The sequence below is a fragment of the Roseovarius atlanticus genome (genome assembly GCF_019802205.1).
In the GTDB taxonomy this organism is placed as follows: Bacteria; Pseudomonadota; Alphaproteobacteria; order Rhodobacterales; family Rhodobacteraceae; genus Roseovarius; species Roseovarius atlanticus_A.
In genome coordinates this window covers 1,903,670-1,928,381 of the sequence record NZ_JAHVHQ010000003.1, presented here as the reverse complement: position 1 = coordinate 1,928,381, position 24,712 = coordinate 1,903,670, and the positions used below count along the sequence as shown (strand labels likewise).

General features: G+C 64.9%; 24 protein-coding genes. 10 read left to right on the top strand and 14 right to left on the bottom strand.

Translation table 11 applies throughout. The annotated features are described in order from the left end of the window. The first annotated feature begins 83 nt into the window (after positions 1–83). Positions 84–812: an alpha/beta fold hydrolase gene (locus tag KUV49_RS15380; protein WP_222450706.1), complete on the top strand. Its 729-nt coding sequence runs from the start codon at positions 84–86 to the stop codon at positions 810–812. Positions 813–1,149: 337 nt separating this feature from the next. On the opposite strand, the gene phaZ is transcribed toward KUV49_RS15380, so the two are convergent. Then, positions 1,150–2,448: a polyhydroxyalkanoate depolymerase gene (gene phaZ / locus KUV49_RS15375; RefSeq protein WP_222450705.1), complete on the bottom strand. Its 1,299-nt coding sequence runs from the start codon at positions 2,446–2,448 to the stop codon at positions 1,150–1,152. 159 nt (positions 2,449–2,607) lie between these two features. Between phaZ and KUV49_RS15370 the strand changes: the two genes are divergently transcribed. Both KUV49_RS15370 and KUV49_RS15365 read left to right on the top strand, forming a co-directional pair. Then, positions 2,608–4,416 carry a PHA/PHB synthase family protein gene (locus KUV49_RS15370; protein WP_222450704.1) on the top strand — a complete coding sequence of 603 codons (1,809 nt, stop codon included), beginning with the start codon at positions 2,608–2,610 and terminating at the stop codon, positions 4,414–4,416. 160 nt (positions 4,417–4,576) lie between these two features. Continuing rightward, positions 4,577–5,035, top strand: a complete 459-nt coding sequence (locus tag KUV49_RS15365; RefSeq protein WP_152492954.1) for a phasin family protein — start codon at positions 4,577–4,579, stop codon at positions 5,033–5,035. 162 nt (positions 5,036–5,197) lie between these two features. Here KUV49_RS15365 and KUV49_RS15360 read toward each other — a convergent pair whose 3' ends face one another. Next, a complete protein-coding gene (locus KUV49_RS15360) occupies positions 5,198–5,590 on the bottom strand; it encodes a hypothetical protein (RefSeq protein ID WP_222450703.1) in 393 nt (130 codons plus the stop codon). 197 nt (positions 5,591–5,787) lie between these two features. After that, on the bottom strand, positions 5,788–6,501 hold the full coding sequence (locus KUV49_RS15355) for a DNA helicase (RefSeq protein ID WP_222450702.1): 714 nt from the start codon (positions 6,499–6,501) through the stop codon (positions 5,788–5,790). A gap of 445 nt (positions 6,502–6,946) precedes the next feature. On the opposite strand from KUV49_RS15355, the gene KUV49_RS15350 reads away from it, so the two are divergent. The 3 genes from KUV49_RS15350 (at position 6,947) to KUV49_RS15340 (ending at position 9,458) form a co-directional block, all read left to right on the top strand. Then, positions 6,947–7,654 carry a L,D-transpeptidase gene (locus tag KUV49_RS15350; protein WP_222450701.1) on the top strand — a complete coding sequence of 236 codons (708 nt, stop codon included), beginning with the start codon at positions 6,947–6,949 and terminating at the stop codon, positions 7,652–7,654. Positions 7,655–7,904: 250 nt separating this feature from the next. Then, the gene (gene phaR, locus KUV49_RS15345; protein WP_222450700.1) at positions 7,905–8,483 is read left to right on the top strand and encodes a polyhydroxyalkanoate synthesis repressor PhaR; all 579 of its coding nucleotides are present in this window, start codon (positions 7,905–7,907) and stop codon (positions 8,481–8,483) included. A gap of 9 nt (positions 8,484–8,492) precedes the next feature. Beyond that, positions 8,493–9,458, top strand: coding sequence for a LysR family transcriptional regulator (locus KUV49_RS15340; RefSeq protein ID WP_222450699.1), 966 nt, complete (start codon positions 8,493–8,495; stop codon positions 9,456–9,458). 96 nt (positions 9,459–9,554) lie between these two features. Here KUV49_RS15340 and KUV49_RS15335 read toward each other — a convergent pair whose 3' ends face one another. After that, positions 9,555–10,790 (bottom strand): DegT/DnrJ/EryC1/StrS family aminotransferase, encoded by a 1,236-nt coding sequence (locus tag KUV49_RS15335; protein WP_222450698.1) that lies wholly within the window; start codon positions 10,788–10,790, stop codon positions 9,555–9,557. A gap of 188 nt (positions 10,791–10,978) precedes the next feature. Then, complete coding sequence (locus KUV49_RS15330; RefSeq protein ID WP_222450697.1) at positions 10,979–11,866, bottom strand: LysR substrate-binding domain-containing protein; 888 nt, start codon at positions 11,864–11,866, stop codon at positions 10,979–10,981. Positions 11,867–11,978: 112 nt separating this feature from the next. Between KUV49_RS15330 and KUV49_RS15325 the strand changes: the two genes are divergently transcribed. After that, positions 11,979–12,260, top strand: coding sequence for a hypothetical protein (locus KUV49_RS15325; RefSeq protein ID WP_222450696.1), 282 nt, complete (start codon positions 11,979–11,981; stop codon positions 12,258–12,260). A gap of 6 nt (positions 12,261–12,266) precedes the next feature. Here the strand turns inward: KUV49_RS15325 and KUV49_RS15320 are convergent, their stop codons facing one another. From KUV49_RS15320 to KUV49_RS15280, 9 genes are all read right to left on the bottom strand, one after another. Continuing rightward, positions 12,267–13,571, bottom strand: coding sequence for an NAD(P)/FAD-dependent oxidoreductase (locus KUV49_RS15320; protein ID WP_222450695.1), 1,305 nt, complete (start codon positions 13,569–13,571; stop codon positions 12,267–12,269). Further along, positions 13,568–14,713, bottom strand: coding sequence for a hypothetical protein (locus tag KUV49_RS15315; protein WP_222450694.1), 1,146 nt, complete (start codon positions 14,711–14,713; stop codon positions 13,568–13,570). Before KUV49_RS15315 ends, KUV49_RS15320 begins: the two co-directional genes overlap by 4 nt. Continuing rightward, on the bottom strand, positions 14,706–16,067 hold the full coding sequence (locus KUV49_RS15310; protein WP_222450693.1) for a glutamine synthetase family protein: 1,362 nt from the start codon (positions 16,065–16,067) through the stop codon (positions 14,706–14,708). The genes KUV49_RS15315 and KUV49_RS15310 overlap by 8 nt, the downstream gene beginning before the upstream one ends. Position 16,068: 1 nt before the next feature. Beyond that, positions 16,069–16,746 (bottom strand): type 1 glutamine amidotransferase, encoded by a 678-nt coding sequence (locus KUV49_RS15305; RefSeq protein WP_222450692.1) that lies wholly within the window; start codon positions 16,744–16,746, stop codon positions 16,069–16,071. A 205-nt stretch (positions 16,747–16,951) separates the two neighbouring features. Next, positions 16,952–18,268: a glutamine synthetase family protein gene (locus tag KUV49_RS15300; protein ID WP_222450691.1), complete on the bottom strand. Its 1,317-nt coding sequence runs from the start codon at positions 18,266–18,268 to the stop codon at positions 16,952–16,954. Positions 18,269–18,358: 90 nt separating this feature from the next. Next, positions 18,359–19,252 carry a fructose bisphosphate aldolase gene (locus tag KUV49_RS15295; RefSeq protein ID WP_222451025.1) on the bottom strand — a complete coding sequence of 298 codons (894 nt, stop codon included), beginning with the start codon at positions 19,250–19,252 and terminating at the stop codon, positions 18,359–18,361. Between the two features lie 76 nt (positions 19,253–19,328). Further along, the gene (locus KUV49_RS15290) at positions 19,329–19,829 is read right to left on the bottom strand and encodes a hypothetical protein (protein WP_222450690.1); all 501 of its coding nucleotides are present in this window, start codon (positions 19,827–19,829) and stop codon (positions 19,329–19,331) included. Further along, the gene (locus tag KUV49_RS15285) at positions 19,826–21,424 is read right to left on the bottom strand and encodes a hypothetical protein (RefSeq protein ID WP_222450689.1); all 1,599 of its coding nucleotides are present in this window, start codon (positions 21,422–21,424) and stop codon (positions 19,826–19,828) included. Before KUV49_RS15285 ends, KUV49_RS15290 begins: the two co-directional genes overlap by 4 nt. Positions 21,425–21,546: 122 nt before the next feature. Continuing rightward, positions 21,547–22,731 carry a phosphoglycerate kinase gene (locus KUV49_RS15280; protein WP_222451024.1) on the bottom strand — a complete coding sequence of 395 codons (1,185 nt, stop codon included), beginning with the start codon at positions 22,729–22,731 and terminating at the stop codon, positions 21,547–21,549. A gap of 129 nt (positions 22,732–22,860) precedes the next feature. On the opposite strand from KUV49_RS15280, the gene KUV49_RS15275 reads away from it, so the two are divergent. Genes KUV49_RS15275 through KUV49_RS15265 form a run of 3 tightly spaced genes read left to right on the top strand, consistent with a single transcriptional unit; the run spans position 22,861 to position 24,708 of the window. Next, on the top strand, positions 22,861–23,367 hold the full coding sequence (locus KUV49_RS15275) for a peptidylprolyl isomerase (RefSeq protein WP_222450688.1): 507 nt from the start codon (positions 22,861–22,863) through the stop codon (positions 23,365–23,367). Further along, entirely contained in the window at positions 23,360–23,905 is a 546-nt protein-coding gene (locus tag KUV49_RS15270) for a peptidylprolyl isomerase (RefSeq protein ID WP_222450687.1), read from the top strand. Before KUV49_RS15275 ends, KUV49_RS15270 begins: the two co-directional genes overlap by 8 nt. A gap of 5 nt (positions 23,906–23,910) precedes the next feature. Further along, complete coding sequence (locus KUV49_RS15265; protein ID WP_222450686.1) at positions 23,911–24,708, top strand: DUF4336 domain-containing protein; 798 nt, start codon at positions 23,911–23,913, stop codon at positions 24,706–24,708. Positions 24,709–24,712 lie beyond the last annotated feature (4 nt).

The window sequence follows — 24,712 nt, the reverse complement described above, 5'->3', positions numbered from 1 at the left end:
TTTTCTTGGTTTTCCCGCGCGCCTGTGGCAGAATCGCGTCCATAAAACAGCGCAAAGCGCGCGGGCAGGTTAAGGAAAAAGCGATGAAGGACCCCTTGGTGTTTCTGCCGGGCATGATGTGTGACGCACGCGTCTTCGGCCCCCAGATGACGGCGCTCAGCCCCGACCTGCCGGTCACTGTCGCGCCCATTTCCCACGGCGACCGGATCGAGGAAATCGCCTCGGGCCTCCTGGACCACCTGCCGCGCCGCTTTGCGCTGGCGGGGCTGTCCATGGGCGGGATCGTGGCGCTGGAAATCGTGCGCCGCGCGCCGGACCGGGTGACGCGGCTCTGCCTGATGGACACCAATTCCATGGCCGAGACGCCGCAATCGGCCGCGAATTACGAGCCCGTCGTCACCAAGCTGCGGGCGGGCTTCATCGACCAGGCCGTGTCGGCGCTGTTGCGGCCCGAACACCTGGCCCCCAATGCCGAGCGCACCTCGATCCTGCACATGGTCACCAAGATGGCCGAGAACCTCGGACCCGAGGCCATCACCCGCCAGGTCCGCGCCCTGCAGCGGCGCCGCGACTACCAGGCGACCCTGCGCAAGATCCACGTGCCGACGCTGGTGATGTGCGGCGTGCACGACACCCTGACCCCGGTGAAGCGGCACGAATTCATGGCCGGTCTCATCCCCAACGCCGAGCTTGCGCTGGTGCAGGAGGCCGGGCACCTGCCGACGCTTGAATCCCCCGAGGCCGTGACCGCCGCGATGCGCGTCTGGCTGAAACAGCCCCTGGTTCTGCACCGGCGCGTCGAGGCGGGGTAGGGCGGGCAACCCGGCAATTCAGCCTGTCATCCGCGGGCTTGACCCGAGGACCTTTTTGAGCGCGAGATCCCGGATCAAGTCCGGGATGACGTTTGTTTGACTTGGCCGCGCGATTGCCAGACCGCGGGATGGCGAACCGCCCGGCGTTCAAGGCACTTTATGGTAGCCATCTCCGCAAAATCTCGGTGTTGGGCGCTTACATCGACCAATCGCCAGCCCGGGGGGCGGTCTGGCGATCGCGCGGCGGCGCGGCTTTGCCGCGCCTTTGTTCCGCGCGTGGACAAAGACGGGGTCATCCCGGACCTGATCCGGGATCTCTCCGCCCAAGCGCGCCGCTTCACTCCGCCGCGATCTTGGCCTTCTTCTTGTCCTTGCGAGACTTCGTGCGGCTGCGCGCCGCCGGGTCCTCGGAATTGGCGTCGATGAAATCCAGCACCAGCGGCCGGATGTTGTTGCGCCAGGATCGGCCCGCGAAGATGCCGTAATGGCCCGCGTCGGGCTCCAGGTGGCTGGCCTTCATGTCGTCCGGCAACCCGGTCAGCAGGTCCAGCGCCGCCACGCATTGCCCGGGGGCCGAAATGTCGTCCTTGCCGCCCTCGACCGTCTTCACCGCGACCTTGCTGATCGCGCCGATATCCACCTTGTGGCCATCGACCACGAATTCGTTTTTGGCGATCTCGCCCGCCTTGAAGATGCGTTCGACCGTCGACAGGTAGAACTCCGCCGGCATGTCCATCACCGCCAGGTATTCGTCGTAGAACTTGTTGTGCGGGTCGCGGTCGCTGGCCTCGCCCTGCGCCACGCGGGTGATCTGGTTCATGAAGGCCTGGCTGTGCCGCTCGGCATTCATCGACATGAACGACGCCAGCTGCAGCAGGCCGGGATAGACCTTGCGCCCCACGCCGGGATACTTGAACCCGACGCGCTGGATCATCGTGCCTTCCAGTTGGCCCATGGTCACGCTGTGGCCGAAATCCGTCACCTCGGTCGGCGTGGCGTCGGGGTCGATCGGCCCGCCGATCAGCGTCAGCGAGCGCGGCTGCGCCTCGGGGTCCTGCTCGGCCAGATAGGCGGTGGCGGCCAGCGTCAGCGGCGCCGGCTGGCACACGGCAATGACGTGCAGGTCATTGCCGAGATGCCGCATGAATTCCACCAGGTAGAGCGTGTAATCCTCGACATCGAACTTGCCTTCGCTGACCGGGATGTCGCGGGCATTGTGCCAGTCGGTGACATAGACCTCGCAATCGGGCAGCAGGGATTTCACGGTCGAGCGCAACAGCGTCGCGTAATGCCCCGACATCGGCGCCACCAGCAGAACGCGGCGATCCATCTCGTCGCGCCCCTGCACGTTGAAGTGGATGAGGTCGCCAAAGGGCTTTTCCACCACCGTTTCGATGCTGATCAGGTGATCGCGCCCGTCCTCGCCGGTGATCGACTCGATTCCCCAGTCGGGCTTGGCGACCATCCGCTGGAACGTGCGTTCGGTCACTTCGCCCCAGGCGGCCAACCACTGAAATGCAGGGTTTGGGGTCAGCGCGAAGATGGGGTAAGATGCCATGGAATAGGCCGTCGCACCCAGCCACTGGTTGGTGTTGCGGATGGTTTCCATCAAGTCGTAGGTGGCCATGTAACGCATTACTTACTCCTTCGGCCGGACCGACCGAGTTGGTTCCATTCGTCGCAGTCCCGCAGGCCCCGGGGACCTGTATAGGCGGGGCGACGTTAACACTTGCATACCAGACGCAGGCCTCCTGCGCCATGCTGCACGGCAGAAAGATTAGAGGATTTCGTGGAAATGGCAACGCCCGACACCGCTGATGAAAAAAATCTGGAGCGGATGAACGAAAATCTCGAGAAGGTCGAAGCCTTGTCACAAAGGCTCGTTCAGGCGCTCAGCCACCGAAATCCGCCCATGCCCGAACTGAACGGTCCGGGGCAGGATCTTTATGCACGTGCAGCAGCCTCCTATTGGCAGGCGCTGATGGAAAACCCCGGAAAGATCTACGAACAGCAGCTCGAATACTGGGGTAAATCCGTGCGCCACTTCATGGAGGCGCAGCAATCGCTGCTTCAGGGTCACCCCCCGTCCGACGCTGACGAAGACGATCCCGACCCGCTGGAGGGCGACAAGCGGTTCACGAATCCCCTGTGGCGGACCCACCCCTATTTCCGGCTGGTGAAACAGCAATATGCGCTCAACCGGCAGGCCGTGGAAAAGGCCGTGGCCGAGGCCGACGACCTCGACCCCAAGGACCGCAAGCGCCTGACCTACTTCGCCAGCCAGATCGTCGACATGATGAGCCCGACGAATTTCCTGGGCACCAACCCCGACGCGCTGGAACGCGCGCTCGAGACCGAGGGTGAAAGCCTGGTGAAGGGGCTGGAGAACCTGGTGGCGGATCTCGAGGCCAACAACGGCGAAATGGTCGTGCGCCTGTGCGACGAGGAGGCCTTCAAGCTGGGCGAGAACGTCGCCGTGAGCGAAGGCGAGGTGGTCTATCGCAACCGCCTGATGGAGCTGATCCAGTACAGTCCCACCACGGCGCAGGTCCACAAGACCCCCGTGGTGATCTTCCCGCCCTGGATCAACAAGTACTACATTCTCGACCTGAAACAGGAAAACAGCCTGATCAAGTGGATCACCGATCAGGGCTACACGCTGTTCGTCGTGTCCTGGGTCAACCCCGACGCGTCTTACAGTGACGTGCTGATCGACGACTATATCGAGGAAGGCTTCCTGACCGCCATCCGCGAGGCCAAGGCGATCACCGGCGAGAAACAGGTCAACGCCGTGGGCTACTGCATCGCCGGCACCACGCTGCACCTGGCCCTGGCGCTGATGGCCAGGCGCGGCGACACGTCCGTCAAATCCGCCACCTTCTTCACCGCGCTCACCGACTTTGGCGAGCAGGGCGAGTTCGTGCCCTTCCTGCAGGACGATTTCGTCGACGGCATCGAACGCGAAGTGGAAGAGCAGGGCGTCCTGCGCTCGTTCATCATGGGGCGCACCATGTCCTTCCTGCGCTCGAACGACCTGATCTACAAACCCGCGATCCGCAGCTACATGATGGGCGAGACCCCGCCCGCCTTCGACCTTCTCTACTGGAACGGCGACGGCGCCAACCTGCCGGGCGCGATGACCAAGCAATACCTGCGTGACCTCTGCCAGGCCAACGCCTTCGTCACCGACGGCATGACCGTCTGCGGGGAAAAGGTGCATATCAGCGACGTGACCGTGCCGATCATGGCCGTCACCTGCCAAAGCGATCACATCGCCGCCTGGCGCGACTGCTACCGCGGCTTCATGCAGACCGGATCGACCGACCGCAGCTTCATCGTGTCCGAGTCCGGCCACATCGCCGGCATCGTCAATCCGCCGTCGAAAAAGAAGTACGGCTATTACATGAACAAGGACCTGCCGCCCACGCCCGATGAGTGGCTGGAGGGCGCGACCGAGCGCGACGGCTCCTGGTGGCCGACGTGGGAAACCTGGCTGCGCAAGCGCTCGGGCACCAAGGTAAAGGCCCGCAAACCGGGCGATTCCGAGCATCCCAGCCTCGGTCCGGCGCCCGGAACCTACGTTTTGCGCAAGGCAACCGCCTGACGCGAAACGCTTTTTCAGATCGTGTGAAAGTTTTGCTGCAGTGCAGCAAAAGGGGTTGCAATGCTGCGATGCAGCATCTATATATGTTGCAGATGCAAAGAGCGGACCAACCGCCTGCAAACAGAACACGACTGAAACCGAACACATAGGAGCCGTACCAATGGCAAAAGCACAAGCACAAGACATCAACGCGATGATGAAAGACATGATGGGCGCATTCCCCGTCGACACCAAGGCGATGGAAGAAGCGTTCAAGAACCAGGCCGCCCTGAGCGAGAAAATGTCGGGCGTCGCGCTCGAAGCCGCCACCAAGTCGGCCGAGCTGTCGGGCAAATGGACCCAGGAAACCCTGTCCAAGCTCAGCGACGTCACCAAGGCGAAATCCGAGCCGGCAGACTACGCCAAGGCCATGACCGACTTCGCGTCGGCCAACGCTGAATCGGCTGCCGAGCACATGGCCGCCTTCGCCGAGATCGCGAAGAAGGTCCAGATGGACACGGTCGAGCTGATGATGGCTGCTGGAAAAGACCTGCAGGAAGACGCCTCCAAGGCCGTCAAGAAAGCCACCGACGACATGACCGCCGCGGCCAAGAAAGCCTCGACCACCGCTGCCAAGTAAGCGGAGCCGGTCAACGGTTTAACGAGTACGGGTCAACTTCCTCCCTTTTGGCCCGGATGACCGAAGGGCGAGCCTCACCGGCTCGCCCTTTTTTGATGTCCGTATTTCTGAAAGGACAGCCCGAAGGCGACACGGCTGACGAGAAACGGACGTCGAGCGTTTTCAGGTGCTGCCGATGTAATTGCAGCCGAACCGACGTTGCATCTCGCGATGTGTTTCTCCTCGAAGCGCGTCAGCCTCGGCGTTGATGCTGTCCAGGTCGGCCACCACATCAGAGGAAACACGGTCCGGCGACATGCTGGCAACCATGGCTTTTGCCTGTAGCCGCGCAGAGGTCAGCATGGCCGGTTCAAACATCGCATGAGCGGCACGGGCGTTGGTCTCTGAACTTGCCAGCGTTGCCGCGATCGCGCAGCGATAGCTCATCGAGCCACTGCCATCCTTCACCTGAAAGGTATAAACCGCAGTCTCGGACGCGATTGCCCGGACATAGCTGATCCCCGTTGCTGCCAGTATTCCGAACCCAATTGCGAGTGTGACCATTCCGGTTTTCATCAATCCCTCCAAAGTATTTCTTATGGTTGAAAATAAATTTCTTACGGTTGTAAGGTAAATTCCTTACGCCTGAACGTTAATGGCAAAGCGTGGCGAAATTTGGGCGCCCTCCGGACCATCGCCAACTTACGTCAACCGGCCGCTATGCGGAGGTTGCGGACATTCACCGAACGTCCGTAAAGGAGGCTAGGCAGGCCTCATGCCGCCATCTCCAACTGGATTTCGCCATCATGCAGAAAGCACCGCTTGTCGAAAAGTGACAGATCGACGGGGTTGGGCAGCCTTACATTTTCGATGTTTGGCATGCCGCAGGACGATAGCTCAAAAGCGCGGTCGATCTGCGAGAGCAGAACCACGATCGCCCCTCGTCCGATGGCAAATTCCTTGAGCGCTTGGATTTGTTCTTCAAGCGGAGGATTGCTTCGTCGTTGATCCAGGAGTTGCAGGTAATCGACAACGACCAGTGCATCACAAGGCGCATTATCGAGGCATTCGATAATGTAGGACGCACAAATATCGTCCGAGGTATCAACGACGATTGAACGGGCATTTGCATCTTGGTCGAACCCAAGTTCCGCAAACCGATCCCAGACGTCCACTTCATTGTAATCCAATGAATAAACGTAACCTTTGCGACGGTTTTTCTCAGCCAATGCGGCCAGCTCCAACCCAAGCAGGGTTTTCCCTTGACCGGGACGCGCACCGATCAACACCAACTCGCCTGGATTGAGCTGGCTCAAAACGGCTTTGGCGGGTGTTGATTTGGAATAGCTGGACGCCAGGTGGCTCCAGTCCCTGAAGCCCTCTTTGCGAGCAAGCTGGTTGAGTGCCTTGTGAAGCTTGATGCCATTGTCGCGCGCGAGCAGTTTTGCTTGACGCTTGAGTGTGTAGATTGGTGAAGACAGTTTCATCTTGAACCTCCAATTACGAGCGGTCTCCGCAATCCCTCCTTATGCGCGTGCTCGAACAGGATAGGTTCGAATCGTGTCGCTCCGCATGTCAAATGCTGCCCCAGTGGAGGGGGGAGGCCCGAGCAAGGCCATGCGCAATGCTACCCGTGCCTGTGAGAATACTCAATTGGATTTCGGTCATTCGCCACAAGCTGACGCGTGATCAGGATGGGCCTCCTCCGGACCATCGCCAACTTACGTCAACCGGCCGCTATTCGCCGGTCGTGGGAACTGCTTTGTGACCCCATGACCACACCTCCGGGACCAAGTGATTGCCAACAGATCGCAGCGGCGTAAGGTGAGCCCAAATCGCAACGACTCATCGGACTGACCCATGCCCATTGCCGCAGCAAGAAACTTCGTTCTCCTGGCGTGCAGCCTTTTCCTCGCTGCCTGCGCGGGAACGATGCCCTCGGACACTCTCGGCGGGGCAACTTACCCCGAATACGGCGAAATGCAGGAAGGGCACATCACCATCGACGCGATCGACCCGCAATACCTGCGCGAGCCGAACCGGCGCAAATCGGTGACATACCAGGGCGACGAGGCGCCCGGCACCATCGTCGTCGACCCCTACGCCAAGTTCCTCTACTTCGTCGAAGGCCCCGAAAGCGCCATTCGCTACCCCGTCGCCGTCGGCCGCGAAGGCCGTGGCTTCAGCGGACGCGCCACCATCGGGCGCAAGGCCGAGTGGCCGGGCTGGACACCCACCGCCAACATGATCCGCTCCGACCCCGAGGCCTATGCACCCTTCGCCGGGGGCATTCCGGGCGGCAAGGCCAGCCCCCTGGGCGCCCGCGCGCTCTATCTCTACCGGGGCGGCCGCGACACCTATTACCGCATCCACGGCACGAACGACCCGGCCACGATCGGCAACCAGGGCAGCGCCGGATGCATTCGTCTGTTCAACCAGGACATCATTGACCTTCATTCGCGCGTGCCGGTCGGCGCTCCGGTCGTTGTCCGCAGCTACGAAGAATCCGTGGCGGCGGAAGGCGTCGAGACGGCCAACCGGGGCGGCGAAATGGTCCCGAAACCCATCGACGCCGACAGGGTCTATGCCTATGTTGCCGAGGAACAGCGGCGCAAGGCCGAGTACGAAGCCAGCGAATAAGAGCCGGGCGCGATAGGCTGACACCGGGCACGGTGTCGCTTTCCGGATGCCGGCTCACCCCGGCGTCCGGGCCACGCCATGGCGCCCCGGTCGCCTTCGATGTCAAGAATGCTGCCGCGCCGTCTCCCTTGCGCGCGCTCCGCACGCCCCTGGTGCGGCGCTCCTCCATCTCCGGATCCACACGCCCTTTCTTTTTGTTCTGCACTGGCATAGGCTTCGCTGCAGTGCACGCATTCCGGGGAGGACACACGTGGCCGAAGACGAAAAACCGCTCCTGATCAAACGGTATGCCAGCCGCCGGCTGTACAACACCGAAACGTCGGACTACGTGACGCTCGAAGATATTTCCGAGTTCATCCGCGACGGCCGCGAGGTGCAGATCATCGACCTGAAATCGGGCGACGACCTCACCCGGCAATACCTGCTCCAGATCATCGCCGAACACGAAAGCCGCGGCGAGAACGTGCTGCCGATCAACGTCCTCACCGACCTCGTGCGCAGCTATACGACCCACGCCACCTCGATGGTCCCCGATTTCCTGTCTGCCAGTTTCGAGATGCTGCAGCAGGGCCAGTCCAAGATGATGGAGAACATGGCCAAGGCGAACCCGCTCGCCAGCTCCTTCAACCAGATGCCCGGAATGGAAACGATTCGCGCCCAGCAGGAGGCATTCCTCAAGGCCATGACCGGCGGCGGCGTCCCCGGCATGACCGGCAAGACACCCGAGGAGGGCGAGCCCGCCACGGGGGCGGCCGGCGACGAGGGGCTCGACGACATCAAGAAGCAACTGGCCGACCTGCAGGACAAGCTGTCCAAGCTCGGCAAGTAAGGCCCCCACATGGTCGACAGTCCCGGCCGCATCACCCTGTGGGGGATCGAGGTGTTCATGGCCGCGGCCGACGAACGCTCGATCTCCGCGGCGGCCAAGCGCCTCGGCGCCAGCCCCTCGGCGGTCAGCCAGCAACTGACCAACCTCGAAGGCGCGGTCGGCGCCACGCTCCTGCAACGCAACGCCCGGCCCATCCGCCTGACCCCGGCGGGCGAGATCCTCAAACGCCGCGCCCAGGTCATCCTCAACGAGGCCGCCCAGGCCCGCGCGGAACTCGCCATGTCGGACATGTCGATGCTGACCCGCTTCCGCCTCGGGATGATCGAGGATTTCGAGGCCGACGTTACGCCGCAGTTGCTGACCCACGTGGCGGGCGAGCTCAAGACCAGCCAGTTCCTGCTGGAAACCGGCGCCAGCCACTACCTCTACGACCTCCTGGAAAGCCGCACGCTCGACATGATCGTCGCCGCCGAACTCAACGCCGGCGACGACTGGGCCGAGGTGCACCCGCTGATGCGCGAGGGCTTCGTCGTGGCCGCCCCCAAGGCCCGGATCAAGCCGGACGGTGATGTGCTGCGACAGCTGAAACGCCTGCCGCTCATCCAGTATACCCAGCGGCATTACATGGGCCGTCTGCTCTCGGCCCATCTTGCCCGGCAGAAACTCAGCCTGCCGCATAGGTTCGAACTCGACAGCTACCACGCCATCCTGGCGCTGGTGGGGCAGGGGACCGGCTGGACCATCCTGCCGCCCTTGGCGCTGATGCGCGCCCGCCGCTTTGCCGCTCAGATCGACGTCATGCCGCTCCCGTTCGAGCCGCTGACCCGCACCATCAGCCTGACCGCGCGCAAGGACATCCTTCAGGACCTGCCGGCGCAGCTGGCCTCAACCCTGCGCCCGATCCTGCGCGACACGATCCTCGCCCCGGCGCAGGAGGCGTACCCGTTCCTCGCCGATCAACTCGACCTGCTCTGAAGCGCTTCGCCTATTACCTGGGTCGTCAGCGAAAGGCGAAACGCGTGCAAAGATTGGCTAGTGTGCGAAACGCTTCAGGTCGGGCGCGCGCCTTCCTCAGGTGCCGTAGGCCCGTTCCGGCTCCACCGGACCCGCCGCCGTCTCCGCCGCCGCGATCAGCGCATCGGCCACGAAGTCGAGGTCGTCCCGGCTCAGCCGCGCGGGCAGCCGCACGTCACAGGCCCGCATCAGCATCGCCCGCGTCTGCGGCAGCTCCGGCGTCGGCCCCGGCAGGAACTGCCAGTTCCAGAAGGCCCGCGCGTTGTCCTGCGACATCCCGAACACCTGCACCTTCACGCCGCGCCCGGCGGCGGCGGTGGCGAACGCCCGCACCTCGGCATCGCTCATGCCGACAAGGTTGAACTGGATCGAATCCGGCGCCCGCTCTTCGCGGTCCAGCTTGTCCGGCACCCGCAGCCAGGGCGAGGTGTTCAGCCGCCCGGCGACATGATCGTGATTGGCACGCCCGTCGCGCACCCGCCGCGCCACCTCTGGCAGCTGCGGGCGGATGATCGCCGCGCTCAGGTTGCCCATGCGCAGATTGTAGAGCGGCAGCCGGTTCTGCCAGTCGGCAAAGGCGGCCGCCAGCATCGGGTCGTCCCCCGCCATGTGCTTGGCCCAGTTATGCTCGTATGCCCCCGACATGATCACCGCGCGCGCCACCAAGTCGGCATCGTCGGTCACCAGTATCCCGCCTTCGCCCGCATTCACCAGCTTGTAGGATTGGAAGCTGAAGCACCCGACGCGGCCTATCGTGCCGATCTTGCGCCCGCCCCAGACCGTGCCCAGGCTGTGTGCCGCGTCCTCGATCACCGGGATGCCGCGCACGTCGCACAGCCCCATGATCGCATCCATGTCGGATGTATGGCCCCGCATGTGGCTGACGATCACCGCGTCGATGCCCGAGTCGAGCTTGGCCTCGAAATCGGCCATGTCGATCCGGTAATTCTCGCCCACCTCGCACAGCACCGGCACGCAATCGGCATGGATGACCGACGACGGCACCGCGGCAAAGGTGAACCCCGGGATCAGCACCCGCGCATCCCGCGGCAGCCCCAGCGCCTTCAGCGACAGGAACAGGGCCGCCGAACAGGACGACACCGCCAGCGCATAGCGTGTGCCCATCAGCGCCGCGAATTCCCGCTCCAGCAGGCTGACCGGCGCATCCTCGGGCGCGGTATAGCGGAACAGGTCGCCCGATTGCAGCATCCGGTCGATCTCGGCCCGGGCCGCCTCGGGGATGGGTTCGGCGTCATAGACGTTGGGGGCGGGGGACGTGCTAACCTGGGTCATGTTCGGATTTCCTGAAGCTCGTTTTTCGATTTTCCGAAACCTCTACACCAAAACCATCCAACCCCAAAGCGAAGTTTTGGCAACGGCGCCGCTCCGCCGTCTCTTCCTCTGGCGATAAATATCCCAGGGGGGCGTCGAAACTCCGTTTCGACGTGGGGGACTGGTCCCCCTCCGACGTCGCTGACACCTCACCGCGTCTCGGCCACCGCCCACTCGCGAAACGCCGCCACCTTCGGGTCGTCCCACCTGTCGCGCGATGCAATCAGGCAGATGCCGCCCATGGGCGAGGTACAGACCATCTCCGGGAACAGCTTCACCAGCAGGCCCGATTCCAGCTCGTCCCGGTTCAGCGCAAGATCCGCCATCACCACGCCCGCCCCCAGCGTCGCCGCCTTGGCCGCCATGTCCAGGTTGGGAAAATCGCTGCCCTGGTTGGCGTCCACGCCGCGCACGTCGAAGGCCTCCAGCCACGCGCGCCAATCGGCGTGGCGCGGCGTTTCGTGCAGCAGCAGGAACCGGGCCAGGTCCTCGGGCCGCTCGGGCCGTCCTTTCGTTTCCAGAAGCGACGGCGCGCAGGCGGGCGTCACCTCGACCGGAAACAGCGTCTGCACCTTAAGATCGGCGGGCCGGTCCGGCCAGTGCGTGACCGAGAATCCCACGTCATACTGGTGCGCGTCAAACCCGTAGGGCCCCACGAAATCCGTGGTCAGCCGCACGCCGACCCCGGGATGCAGGGCACGGAACCTCTCAAGCCGCGGCAACAGCCAACGGACCGAGGTGGCGGGCGGGCAGATGATCCGCAAATCCGACGCCTCCGTCCCGATCCGCGAGGTTTCGGCCAGGATGTCGCCGAAGGCCCGTGTCAGCACCGGCTGCAACCGCCGCCCCGCCTCGGTCAGTTCCACCCCCTTGCCGTGGCGGCGAAACAGCAGGGCGCCCATATCCTCTTCCAGCAGCTTGATCTGCCGGCTGATCGCCCCGCGCGTCACGTGCAATTCCTCCGCCGCCCCGACAAAGCCACCGTGGCGGGCAGCGGCCTCGAAGGCGCGCAGGGCATTCAGCGGGGGCAATCTCATCGCCGCTCCATGGATCAGGTTTTCTCATCCATGGTGCCAGAAAGAATGGTTTGAGCGCAAGCCGCGTCGCGCCCTATTCTCACCAGGCAACCCGATCCCGTGAGGTCTGTTCATGTATGAGATCACCTTGTCAAAGCCGTCACGCCCATCGCTCGCGCAGCGTCTTCGCCATCGGATTCGGTCCGTGAGAAATCCTGACCCGACCGACGGGATGATGCTGGCCGATCTCGAACGCCTCGCCGATATCTCGCCGCACCTTCTGGCGGATCTCGGCTTCGAGGCCATCCGCACCGGCCCGTCCGGGATCACGTCCTGGCGGCGCGGGCGCCTGAGGGTCGTCCGCCACACCGGCCCGGACGCCCGCCATCATGCTTTTCGCGTTCCGTGCGGCTGACCCGCCTCAGATCCCCAGCCGGTCGCGCGTCGCGTACCACGTCATCGCCAGCACCAGAAGCGGCGAGCGGAACGCCGCACCGCCGGGGAAGGCGGGCGCCGGCACCCGCGCCAGCGTGTCAAAACCCTCCGCCTCTCCGCGCACCGCGTCGGCCATCAGCTTGCCTGAGAAGGTGGCCATGCCCACCCCGTGCCCGGAATAGCCCGAGGCCGACAGGACATTCGACGCCACCCGCGCCAGATAGGGCATCCGCTTCATCGTGATCGCCAGCGTCCCGCCCCAGGCATGGTCTATCTTCACGTCCCGCAGATGCGGGAAGATCTGCGTCATCGGCTTGCGCACCAGCCCCGCGATATCGTCCGGGAAGCGATAGCCATAGCTTTCGCCACCGCCGAACAGCAGCCGCCTGTCATGGCTCAGGCGGAAATAATTCACCACGAACTTCGAATCCGCCACGGCCACGTCCCGCGTCAGCACCTTGTCCGCGTCGTCCCCCAGCGGCTCGGTCGCCACCACGAAGTTGTTGATCGGCATCACCTTGGCGGCGACCTGCCGGTTCAGCCCGCCCAGATACCCGTTGCACCCCAGGATCACGTGATCCGCCGTCACCCGGCCCGCATCCGTGGCCACCACCGCCGGCGCGCCCTCGTCGATGCGGTGTACCTCGGCCCGCTCGTATACCCGCACGCCCGCATCCCGCGCTGCCCGCGCCAGGCCAAGGGCAAAGGCCAGCGGATGCAGATGCGCCGCCGACATGTCCAGCGATCCGCCCAAGTATTTCGGAGAAGGGCAGAGCGCCTGCGCCGCGTCCCGGTCCAGCGTCTCCAACTGGTCATAGCCATAGCGGCGAAACAGGAAATCGGCATAGTCATGCTCTTCGCGCACCTCGGCCCTGGAAAAGCACATATGCGCCACGCCGGGCTTCAGATGGCAGTCGATCGCGTGCCTCGCCACCAGCGATTTCACCAGGTCCTTGGCGCCCTCCGCCAACTCCCACAGCCGGGCCGCATCCTCGCGCCCCACCAGCCGTTCCAGCGTCTGCTGGTCCTGCCGCTGTCCGCTGCCCAGCTGCCCGCCATTGCGCCCCGACGCGCCGAACCCCACGCGATGCGCCTCCAGCAGGACCACGTCCAGCCCCGCCTCGGCCAGATGCAGCGCCGCCGACAGGCCGGTAAACCCAGCCCCCACCACGCAGACATCCGCGCGGGTCTCGCCGCGCAACGGCGCGAACGGCGCCAGCGGCTCGGTCGTGGCCGCGTACCAGCTGTCGGGATATGTCCCGGGCGTGTCGTTGGAATAAAGCAGGTTCATTGCGGGGCTATCCTGTAATGGGCCAGGGTAAAGGACGGCGGATCGAGTCGATCCACCCGGATGCCCTCCACCGTCGCCACGGGCAGTTCGATCCTGAAACAGTCGGGGCAGGGGCGGCCCAGATGCGCCTCGGCCATCTCCGCCAGCCGGTCCGCCACAAAGGGCGGCTCGGGCGGCGCAAACTCAGGCATCGCGGCAAAGGCATCCTCGGCCTGCAGCGCCTCGACCATGCGCTCGGTCAGATCGACCGTCAGCGATGGCTCGATCACCATGATCCCGTCCAGCCCGCGCAGGTCCCCATCCGGGTCGCGTAAGTACCCGTCCACATCCTCGCCCACCACGGGCCAGCCCGGCTGCGGCGGGTAGATCTCGCTCACCCGCATCGGGTTCAGCCGATAGGCGTCGGTTTCGGGAAAGACATGGGCGAACGCGGCGGCAAACCGCGCCTCCAGCGTGTCCTGATCGAGCGGAACGCGCGCCGCGTGCCCGGTCTCGTCCGTCTCCAGCAGGATCGCGGGCAGGCTCAGACGCACGCGCTGGGGAAAGACGATGGTGCCCGGCGCGGGCAGGTCCGCAGGTTCGATCAGCGCCACCTCCGGGTCCTGCATCAGCTTGAACATCCGCCCCCGCGCGGCGTCGTGGTGGTCAAAGCGCTCGGTCACCAGCTCGACCGGCTCCGACGCCTCGACCAGCCCCGCCATGTCCCGTTCATGCGGCGGATCGAAGGCCTCGGTCCCGGCGCAGAAGGCGCGGTAACAGCGGTACGTCTCGACCCTCTGCTTGTCCTTCAGCACGGTCACGAAAGCCCCGTCCGGCGGCATGCCCGGCGGGCTCAGAAACAGGATCGACAACAGCGTCCGCTTCAATTGCGCACCGGGATTGTCGGTGTAATAGGCCTGCCCCTGCGCCGCCTTCAGCGCGGCGGCATCCCGCACCACGCGCAGCCCGTCGCCGGTCGCCTGCTCGTGCAGCAACAGCGCATAGCCACCCTCGTCCAGCGGCAGCCCCTCCAGAAAGTCATGCCGCTCGACACCCGTCGTGTCGGCGTCGGCCGGTGTCGGGGCAGGGCCCTCGCGCAACAGCCAAAGCCCGGCCACCAAAACGACCATCACGCCAAGGGCTAGTCCCGCCGCCCTAGACATTCATCAAGAGATGCTCGCGCTCCCACGGGGAAATCACCTGCAGGAACTCGGCATATTCCGTGCGCTTGACGATGGAATAGACCCGCGCGAACTCGGGGTGCAGCACGTCGTGCAGCTCTTCCGCCTCGTCGAACAGGTCCAGCGCCGCACCCAGCCCGTCGGGGAAATCCGGCTCGCCCTCATAGGCGTCGCCCCGGAATTGCGGCTTGGCACGCAGCTCGTTCCGGATCCCCAAAAGGCCACAGGCCAGGCTGACCGCGATGCCGAGGTAGGGGTTGCAATCCATCCCCGCGATCCGGTTTTCGACCCGCCGCGCCTCGGGCTTGGACAGGGGCACGCGAATGCCCGTCGTGCGGTTGTCGCGGCCCCATTCCAGGTTGATGGGCGCGGCATTGTCCTTGACGTAACGGCGATAGGAATTGACGTAGGGCGCCATCACCCCGATCGCCGCCGGCATGTATTCCTGCAAGCCGCCGATGAAGTGATAGAACATGTCCGTCTCGCCGCCCTGCGGCCCGGAAAACGCGTTCTTGCCGGTCTCCATGTCGATGATCGAGTGGTGGACATGCATCGCACTCCCCGGCTCGGCGGCGATGGGCTTGGCCATGAAGGTGGCAAAGCAATCGTGCCGCAGCGCCGCCTCTCGGATGAGACGCTTGAAATAGAACACCTCGTCCGCGAGCTTCACCGGATCGCCGTGCCGCAGGTTGATCTCCAGCTGACCCGCGCCGCCTTCCTGCGTGATCCCGTCGATCTCGAAGCCCTGCGCTTCGGCGAAATCGTAGATATCGTCGATGACGGGGCCGAACTCGTCCACCGCCGTCATGCTGTAGGCCTGCCGTGCGGCGGCCGGACGGCCCGACCGGCCCACCATCGGCTCGATCTCCTGCCGGGGGTCCAGGTTGCGGGCGATCAGGAAGAACTCCATCTCCGGCGCCACCACGGGCTTCAGCCCCAGCTTCTCGTATTGCTTCACCACCCGTTTCAGAACGTTGCGCGGCGCGAAATGGATGGGCTTGCGGTCGCGGTCATAGGCGTCGTGGATCACCTGCAACGTCCAGTCCCCGGTCCAGGGCGCCGCCGTGGCGGTGCTCATGTCCGGGGTCAGGATCATGTCGCGCTCGATGAACCCTTCCGCGCCCGCGGCCTCGCCCCAGTCGCCGGTGATCGTCTGGTAGAAGATCGAGTCGGGCAGGTGGAAATACTCCTGCCGCGCGAACTTGGTGGCCGGCACCGCCTTGCCCCGCGCGATGCCGGGCAGGTCTGCGACGATGCACTCCACCTCGTCCAGCCGCCGGTTTTCCAGATAGGCCTGCGCCGCCTCGGGCAGTCCGCTCGTCCAGTCCTCGGCCATGTCAGGCCCCTTTCCTGAAATGCGCCGCCATGCGTTCGGCAAAGGCGGCGGCGTCCGTGGGCGTCTGGGCGCCGGCCTGCGCCTCGGCCAATTGGTCGTCCGGCACCACGCCCGCGCCGCGCTGGTCGATGATGGTCTGCAACACATGCGCGGTGAATTCCGGATGCGGCTGGATCGTCAGGATCGTGTCCCCGATCATCAGCGCCGCGTTCTCGCAGAAATCCGAATGCCCGATCACCTCGGCCCCCTCGGGCAGCTCGACCACCTGGTCCTGGTGCCAGGCGTGCATCGCCAGGGGCTTGCCCTCGATCTCGTACTCGGTGCGCCCCACCGACCAGCCGCCGGGAAACTTCACCACCTTGCCGCCCAGGGCCTGCGCGATGATCTGGTGGCCAAAGCACACCCCGATCAGCGGCTTGCCCGCGTCGCGGATGTCACGGATGAACGCCTCCAGCGGGGGGATCCACGGATGGTCCTCGTAGGCGCCGTGCTTCGAGCCGGTTATCAGCCAGCCATCCGCGTCATCGGGGCTCTCGGGGTAGACCTCGTCCACCACGTCGTAGCGCTCGAAGGTAAAGCCGTGCCGCCCCAGCAGGTCCGCGAACATCGCGTCGTAATCGCCCGTGCTCTCGATCAGGTCGGGCAGGGCGTGTCCGGTCATCAGGATGCCGATCTTCATGTCACACCAGAAATTTGATCAAATTTACGCTAGCCGAGCCAATCGGCCCGTTCAAGGCCGTTCTAGGCCATTTCCGGCGCCCGCGCCACGGGGTCCGCGCGTCCGGCATGGTAACGACTTCGGATTTTGAAAAAATACCGCCGCGATACCACCCGGATACCGACGCGATACCGACGGGGGTTTGCAGCGTTAACCTTTAAGTCGCTCAGACCGTTTCCAGGTAGACTTTCCAGTGCTCCGCCGGGTCCATCTCGGCGAAAAGCGCCAGTTCCTGCCGCTTGGTCATCACCAGGTTCTGGATCAGCATCGGCTCGAACACGCGGGCCAGGATGGGCGCGGTCTCGAACATGTCGATGGCGCTCTCCCAGTCCTCGCAAAGCTGCAAGAGGTTGAGATCATAGGCATTTCCCGTGATCGGCTCCGGCGGCTCCAGCGCGTCCTCGATGCCGGTCAGCGCGGCACCCATCACCCCCGCGAAGGTCAGGTAGGGGTTCGTATCGCCGCCCGCCACGCGGTGCTCGATCCGCCGCGCCTTGGGGCTGCCGCCCGGCACCCGGATGGCCGCCGTGCGGTTCTCATAGGCCCAGGCCACCCCCGTCGGCGCATGCGCCCCCGGCACCAGCCGGTCATAGCTGTTGGCATGCGGTGCGAACAGCAAGGTGCTTTCCCGCATCGCCGCAATGCACCCCGCAACCGCTTGTTTCAAAAGGGGTGTTCCCTCTTCCCCGCCATTGTCGAAAACGTTCTTTCCGTCCTCGTCCCAGACCGAGAAATGCAGGTGCATCCCGTTGCCCGCGTCGTCGGAAAAGGGCTTTGCCATGAAGGTCGCGGCGAATCCGTGCGTGCGCGCCAGGTTGCGAATGAGCCGCTTGAACAGCCACGTGTCGTCGGCGGCCCGCATCGCGTCCTGGTGGTTCAGCGTGATCTCGAACTGACCCACACCGCTTTCGCTGGTCATGGTCTGCGCCGGGATGTCCATGGCGGCGCAGGCCTCGTAAAGCTCTGACAGGAAAGGGTCGAACAGGTCCAGCTGCGCCATCGAAAGGATTTCTTCCGACCCGATTTCACGCCCCGTTAGGGGGTTCTTAACCGGACTGAGCGTATCGTCGCTGTCATCGACCAGGGTGAATTCCAGCTCGGTCGCGGCCACCACGCGCCATCCCCGCTTGGCATAGCGCGCCAGTACGGCGTCCAGGGCATGGCGCGGGTCGCCCTCGAACGGGCGGCCATCCTCGTGATACATGGCCATCGGCACCAGCGGCTGCTCGGTTTCCAGCCAGGGCAGGGGCAGGGCGCCGCGCCCGGTGGGCAACAGGATGCCATCGGCATCGCCCGTTTCGAACACCAGCGGGCTGTCCTCGATGTCGGCCCCGAAGATATCGAGGTTGAGCGCCGATATGGGCATCCTGATCGCGCCCTTGTCCAGCTTGCCGGCATAATCACCCGGCACGCGCTTGCCGCGCATACGACCATTGAGGTCGCATGCCGCCACGCGAAAGGTCTGGAATGTCGAAAGGTCCATGATGGATGTCTTTACCCAGAAAGGATGCCGGGGGCCAGATAGATTCGTCGGCACCGAGTTCTCCGGGTAAAGGTCTTCTATTTCATTGGGTTAGCCGGACACAGACGCCCGGTGGATACTGTCAATCGACGCCGCGATCGTGTCGTTGAACGCCGCGTCCGACTGCTGGGCCGACAGCCCTTCGGTCAGCGCGCGCGAGAAACTGGCGATCATGCCGGTGTTGCTGGACAGCCGGTCATTGGCTTCCTCGCGCGAATAGCCGCCCGACAGCGCCACCACCCGCAGCACGCGCGGATGATCGACCAGCGGCTTGTAATGGTTGGCCGTCTCGGGCAGCGTCAGCTTCAGCATCACCTCGCGCCCCTCGGGCAAGGTGTCGAGATGCTTGGCAATCTCGTCGCGCAGGATCGTCTCGGCCTCGGCCTTGTCACTGATCGAGATGGTCACCTCCGGCTCGATGATCGGCACCAGTCCGTGATCGAGGATGATGTTGCCGATCTCGAATTGCTGGTCCACCACGGCGGCAATCCCCGCAGGCGCGGCCGCGTTGATCACTGACCGCATCTTGGTGCCGAAGATACCCGCATCGTTGGCCCGGCCCAGCAGGTTTTCCAGGTCGGGGATCGGTTTCATCAGCTGAACGCCATCAGCTTCGTCCGCCAACCCCTTGTCCACCTTCAGAAAAGGCACCACGCCACGCTCTTGCCACAGATACTGTGCCGACGGCTTGCCGCCCATTTCGCGGTCCATGGTCATCTCGAACAGGATCGCGCCAAGCACCTTGTCGCCGGTAAAGGCCGGCGCCTGCGCGATACGGGTCCGCATGTCGTGGACAAGGTCGAACATCTCTTCGTCCGAGGCATAGGCGTCTTCCTCGATCCCGTAGAGCCGCAGCGCCTTCGGGGTCGATCCGCCCGACTGGTCCAGCGCCGCGATAAAGCCTTGCCCCGCGCGCACCTGTTGTGTTTGTTCAGCCTTCGACATGCCATCCCTCTTGTCGGTCATTCAGAGTTTCCCGTTTCATACGTGAGGGCCGCGTGCCGCGCAATGCTCGGTGGCGCTAACGCGGCGGGTCGGCGCGCAGGTAGTGCGTCGGCATTCCCCGGCTCGTGCAGCCCCGGCATGTCAGGCGGCCACCGGCATCGGGCCTCAGCACGATCGGGTCGGCACTCTCGTGGTGGCAATACCGGACCGCCCAGCCATTCGTGGAATTCAGCTCGATTGCGCCATCGTTCCGCAGGCAGACCTCGAGCGACAGCAATCCGATGGCGACCGGGCTATGGGCCAGCCGCTCTTTGAAAAAGGCCCGATGCTGCCGGATCTGCAGCGTCGGCGTTGCCGACCCCCGCGCGATCGTCTGCGCGATCCGGTCCGCCAGCGGATCCTCCGCGGTTCGTCTGCGGTCGATCACGTAAAATCCCTCATGCGGATTGGCCGGATAGATCAGCGCCTCGACCCAAGGATAGAGGATCCCCCGCTCGTACCTGTCGACCACACGCCATGTCAGCGCCGAGAGGATGAGTAAGACGCCGCCTGCAAGAAGCCCACGGCGCAGGATCATTCCTCCTTGGCGTAGCGGCCGGCGAGGTTGCCCTCGATCCAGTCGGTCAGGGCGCGGGTCTGGATCTCGGTCCGCAAGGCCGACCAGGTCTCCCGCACCTCCGGCCCGCGATTCTCGAAGCGATTCTCGATGTCTTCGCGCAAGGGTCCGGCGCCGATATCGCCAGCCGCCTCGGCGATAAGCGCGAGATAATACGCCTGGCGGTACGAGCGGGGCGCGCCAAGGCCGGTGAAATAGGCCAGCGCCTGGGTCCGCACGGCGCGGATATCCTCGCCGGCCGGCAGCGCAGGGCGGGCGGGCCCAGCCGCTATGTGGGCATCCTGGGCCGACAGGACCTGCATCGTGGTCAAGCGCTCTTCCAGCCGATCGAGCATCGCAATCGCTCCGGATTGACGCCCTTCGGCGGCGGTCAGCGTGTTCTGATAGGCTGCGGCCGGGTCGCGGGGGGCCTGCGCCTGGGCGATCAGCAGGGCGGCCTCGGGCGCCGCATCCCCGCCTTCGTCCATCAGCGGGGCAAGGATGTCGGGCACCAGCGCCTCGGCGCGCGGCACGCCACTGCCTTGCAGCAGAGCCCTGGCGATATCGAGCCGCTCTGCCGTGCTGACGTCCCCGCCGTCGAGCCGTCCCAGAACATCGGCGCCCAGCAGGTCGGACTGAGCCAAAGGTGCGGTGCGCGCATCGGGCGCGAGCGCCTGCAAGAGTTCTTCGGGGGCCTGATAGACTTCCGGCTCCAGCACGATGCCGCTGGCGGGCAACTGCGCCTCGACGGTGATCTCACCCGGCGCGCGCACGAAGCCCGCGACATGCTCCATCAGGTCGTCAATGAACCGCCGCTCCGTCGCGGTCAGGGCGCGCGTGCCGTTGTTGCTCAGCATGTTGGTCAACTCTTCCGTGCCAAGGCTCTGGATCACCTCGGGCTGACGCAGGTTCTCGGGGATGAGCGACGACAGACGCTCCCATCCGCCCTGATCCTGAAGGCCCAGCACGGCGCGGCGCACGCGGATGGCCGGATCGCCGGGCAGGCCGAACTGGTCAAGACGCGGAAGGACCGCCCCCGCGGCCTCGAGGTCCAGGATCGCCAGATCGTTCACCGCGGCCGAGCCCGTGACCCGGATCTCGCCGGTGCTGTGCACGTATTCGGCCTGGTAGGTCAGCCGGTCGACCTCGATCTCGTTGTAACCGGCGGACCGCAGGGCCAGCCCCGCGTCACGCGGCACGCAGGCGATGGCGGCTTCGGCGCCCACCATGGTGGTCGAGATGGTCGCCACACCGAACGCCGCGGACGGTTGTCCGATGTCGACGCTGACGCGCTGAACGGTGATCTCGCACTGACGCGCGCGATCATGCGCCAGCTGCGGGCGCAAGGTGACGCCGGTCAGCGCGACGGTGCCGCGCAGGATGTCCGTTTGAAGGTGTTCGTACTCGACCTCCATCTGGGTGCGCAGGGCCGAAATGGCGATGCTGGCCAGGGAATCCGCGACCCTGTCGACGGAGAAGAGATCAAGCAGACCCGGCGTGGGGTCGCCTTCGGCCTGCGCGGGCGCGGCAAGGCCGAGACAAAGCCCAACGGCGATTGCGGACTTGAACGGATGCATGATGAGAACTCCCCCGGGAACATTGGCGTCGCCGAAAAGCTACGGCTGCGGCGATCCGTACCACAGTCCGGTTTTCCATACCTGTGAAAATCTCGGCTCACGGCCTATGGGGTGACCCGCTCTCAGCCGCCAAGGGCGGCGACACCGGGCAGGGTCTTGCCTTCCATCCATTCCAGGAACGCGCCGCCCGCTGTCGAGATATAGGTGAAATCCCCTGCCGCGCCGGCCTGGTTCAGGGCCGCAACCGTATCGCCGCCTCCCGCGACGGACACCAAGTGCCCGGCGCGGCTGCGCGCGGCGGCATGAGCCGCAGCGGCGTTGGTGGCGGCGTCGAACGGCTCGATCTCGAAGGCGCCCAGCGGCCCGTTCCAGATCAGCGTCCTGGCGGTGTCGAACGCAGCGGTGATCCGCGTCACGGCCTGCGGTCCGGCATCCAGGATCATCGCATCGTCGGGGCAGGCATGGGCGGGCACGGTCCGGTGCGCGGCGCCTGCGCGGAACTCCTCGGCCACCACGACGTCGGCGGGCAGCAGGATTTCACAGCCCGCGCCACCGGCCTTGACCATGATCTGGCGCGCGGTCTCGGCCATGTCGTGTTCGCACAGCGATTTGCCGACGCTCAGTCCCTGCGCGGCCAGGAAGGTGTTGGCCATGCCGCCGCCGATCACCAGCTTGTCGACCTTCTCGACGAGGTTGCCCAGCAGGTCCAGCTTGGTCGACACCTTGGCGCCGCCCACAACGGCAACGACCGGGCGGTCCGGCTGTCCAAGTGCCGCGTCCAGTGCCGACAGCTCGGCCTGCATCAGGCGTCCGGCACAGGCAGGCAGAAGGCGGGCCAGCGCCTCGGTCGAGGCATGGGCGCGGTGCGCGGCGGAAAAGGCATCGTTGCAAAAGACGTCGCCAAGACCGGCAAGGCGCGCCGCGAACTCTGGATCGTTGGCCTCTTCACCGGGATGAAACCGGATGTTTTCCAGAAGCAGCACCTCGGCCGCCTTGGCTTCTGCGGTGGGGGCCTCGGCGCCCTCCAGGGTCTCGATGAATTGCACGCTGTGGCCGGTGGCCTGCTGCAGGGCAGGGACCACGTGGCGCAGCGACATCTCGTCCACGACCTTGCCCTTGGGACGCCCGAAATGCGCAAGCAAAAGGGGCTTCCCGCCGGCTTGGAGAATGGCGTCGATGGTGGGCTTGATCCGCTCCAGCCGCGTGGCGTCGGTGACGCGCCCGTTTTCGACGGGGACGTTGATGTCCACCCGTGTCAGCACCGTCTTGCCGTCCAGGTCCATGTCGTCGAGCGTCTTCCAGCCCATCGCGATCTCTCCCAAGGTGGTGGTCGCGGGCCTTTTGGCGCGACCTTGCAGGGGCGTCAACCTCTGGCTTGGCAATCCCGCTCCAAGCGCCTAGGTATTGCCCAGCCCAAGTCAACAAGGAGGCCCCGGATGGCCGAGATCAAAGACCCTGAAAACACGATCCTGATGGAGCTGAAGGATGGCACCGTGACCATCGAGCTTCTGCCCGACGTTGCCCCGGGCCATTGTGATCGCATGAAGGAGCTGGCGCGCTCGGGCCAGTACGACAACGTGGCCTTTCACCGTGTGATCGACGGCTTCATGGCGCAGACCGGCGACGTGGCCAACGGCAACATGGAAAACGATTTCAACCTGCGCATGGCGGGCACCGGCGGCAGCGACCTGCCGAACCTCAAGGCCGAGTTCTCGGGGGTGCCCCACGACCGCGGAACACTGGGTGCGGCGCGCAGCCAGAACCCCGACAGCGCCAACAGCCAGTTCTTCATCAACTTCTCGGACAACCATTTCCTCAACCGGCAATACACGGTCTATGGCCGCGTGATCGACGGCATGGAGCATGTCGACGCCATCACCCGTGGCGAGCCGCCCGCGAACCCCGACCGGATGATCAGCGTAAAGGTGGCCGCCGATGCTTAAACTCTCTGCAGTCTTCACCCTGCTGGCCGCACCGGCCCTGGCCACCGGCCTTGAAATCGAGGTCGCGGGCGAGGCCAACGGCATGATCAAGGTCGACCTGCTGGAAGACGTGGCCCCCGGCCATGTCGAACAGATCACCGAACTGGCCCGTGAAGGCGCTTATGACAACGTGGTTTTTCACCGCGTGATCGACGGCTTCATGGCCCAGACCGGCGACGTGGAATTCGGCAAGACGGGCGGCGACATGTCCATGGCCGGCCGTGGCGGCAGCGACCGCCCGAACCTGGCCGCCGAGTTCTCGGACATCACCTTTGATCGGGGTGTTGTCGGCATGGCCCGCAGCCAAAGCCCCGACAGCGCCAACAGCCAGTTCTTCATCATGTTCGCGCCGGGCCCCTTCCTTGACGGGCAATACACCGTCGTGGGCCGCGTGACCGAAGGGCTGGACGTGCTGGATGACATCAAGCGGGGCGAGGGCCCCAACGGAGCCGTCATCGGCGAGCCGGACCGCATGGTGTCCGTCACGGTCACCGAGTAATCCGCGTGTCGGCCACGGGATACGAGCCGCTCGACGTGCTCAAACCCGTGGCCGACCGTATCTGGATCATCGACGGTGCGGCGGTGTCGGTGATGGGGTTTCCCTTTTCCACCCGCGCCACCGTGATCCAGCTGGAGAATGGCGACCTCTGGGTGCATTCTCCGACCCCGCTGACCAACGATCTGAAGGACGCCCTGGCGCTGCTTGGCCCGGTGCGGCACCTCGTTGCGCCGAACCAGTTCCATTTCCTGCACATTCCCGAATGGGCCGAGGCCTTTCCCGAGGCGCAATTCTGGATGGCGCCCGGTACGCCGGAGCGTGCGGCAAAGCACGGGATCGGCTTGCCGGAGGGGCAGGAATTGCAGCCCCGAGAGGCAGAGCTGCCGTGGGACGGGCAGATCGCCCAGCTTCTGGTGCGCGGCAGTCGCACGCACAAGGAAGTCGCGTTCTTTCACAAGGCGTCCGCCACGACGATCCTGACCGACCTGATCGAAGCCTTCGAGACCGCCAAGCTGCCCGCCCGGTGCCGGCCTTTCGTGTGGCTGAACGGGATCGACGACAGCGATGGCAAGACGCCGCCCCTGATCCGCTGGACCTTTCGCGACAAGCAGGCCTTTGCCGAGGATATCGAAACCATCGTCGGCTGGGGCGCTCGGCCCGTGATCCTCGCGCACGGGCGCTGGTATGACCGCGACGGCACGGCTGAACTGGAGCGGGCCTTTCGCAAATTGCTGGCGCCGCGCCAGTGGGATCGCGCAATGCGGGACATGAAGGCCCGAGAAAGCGACAACGACCAGGCCTAATGCA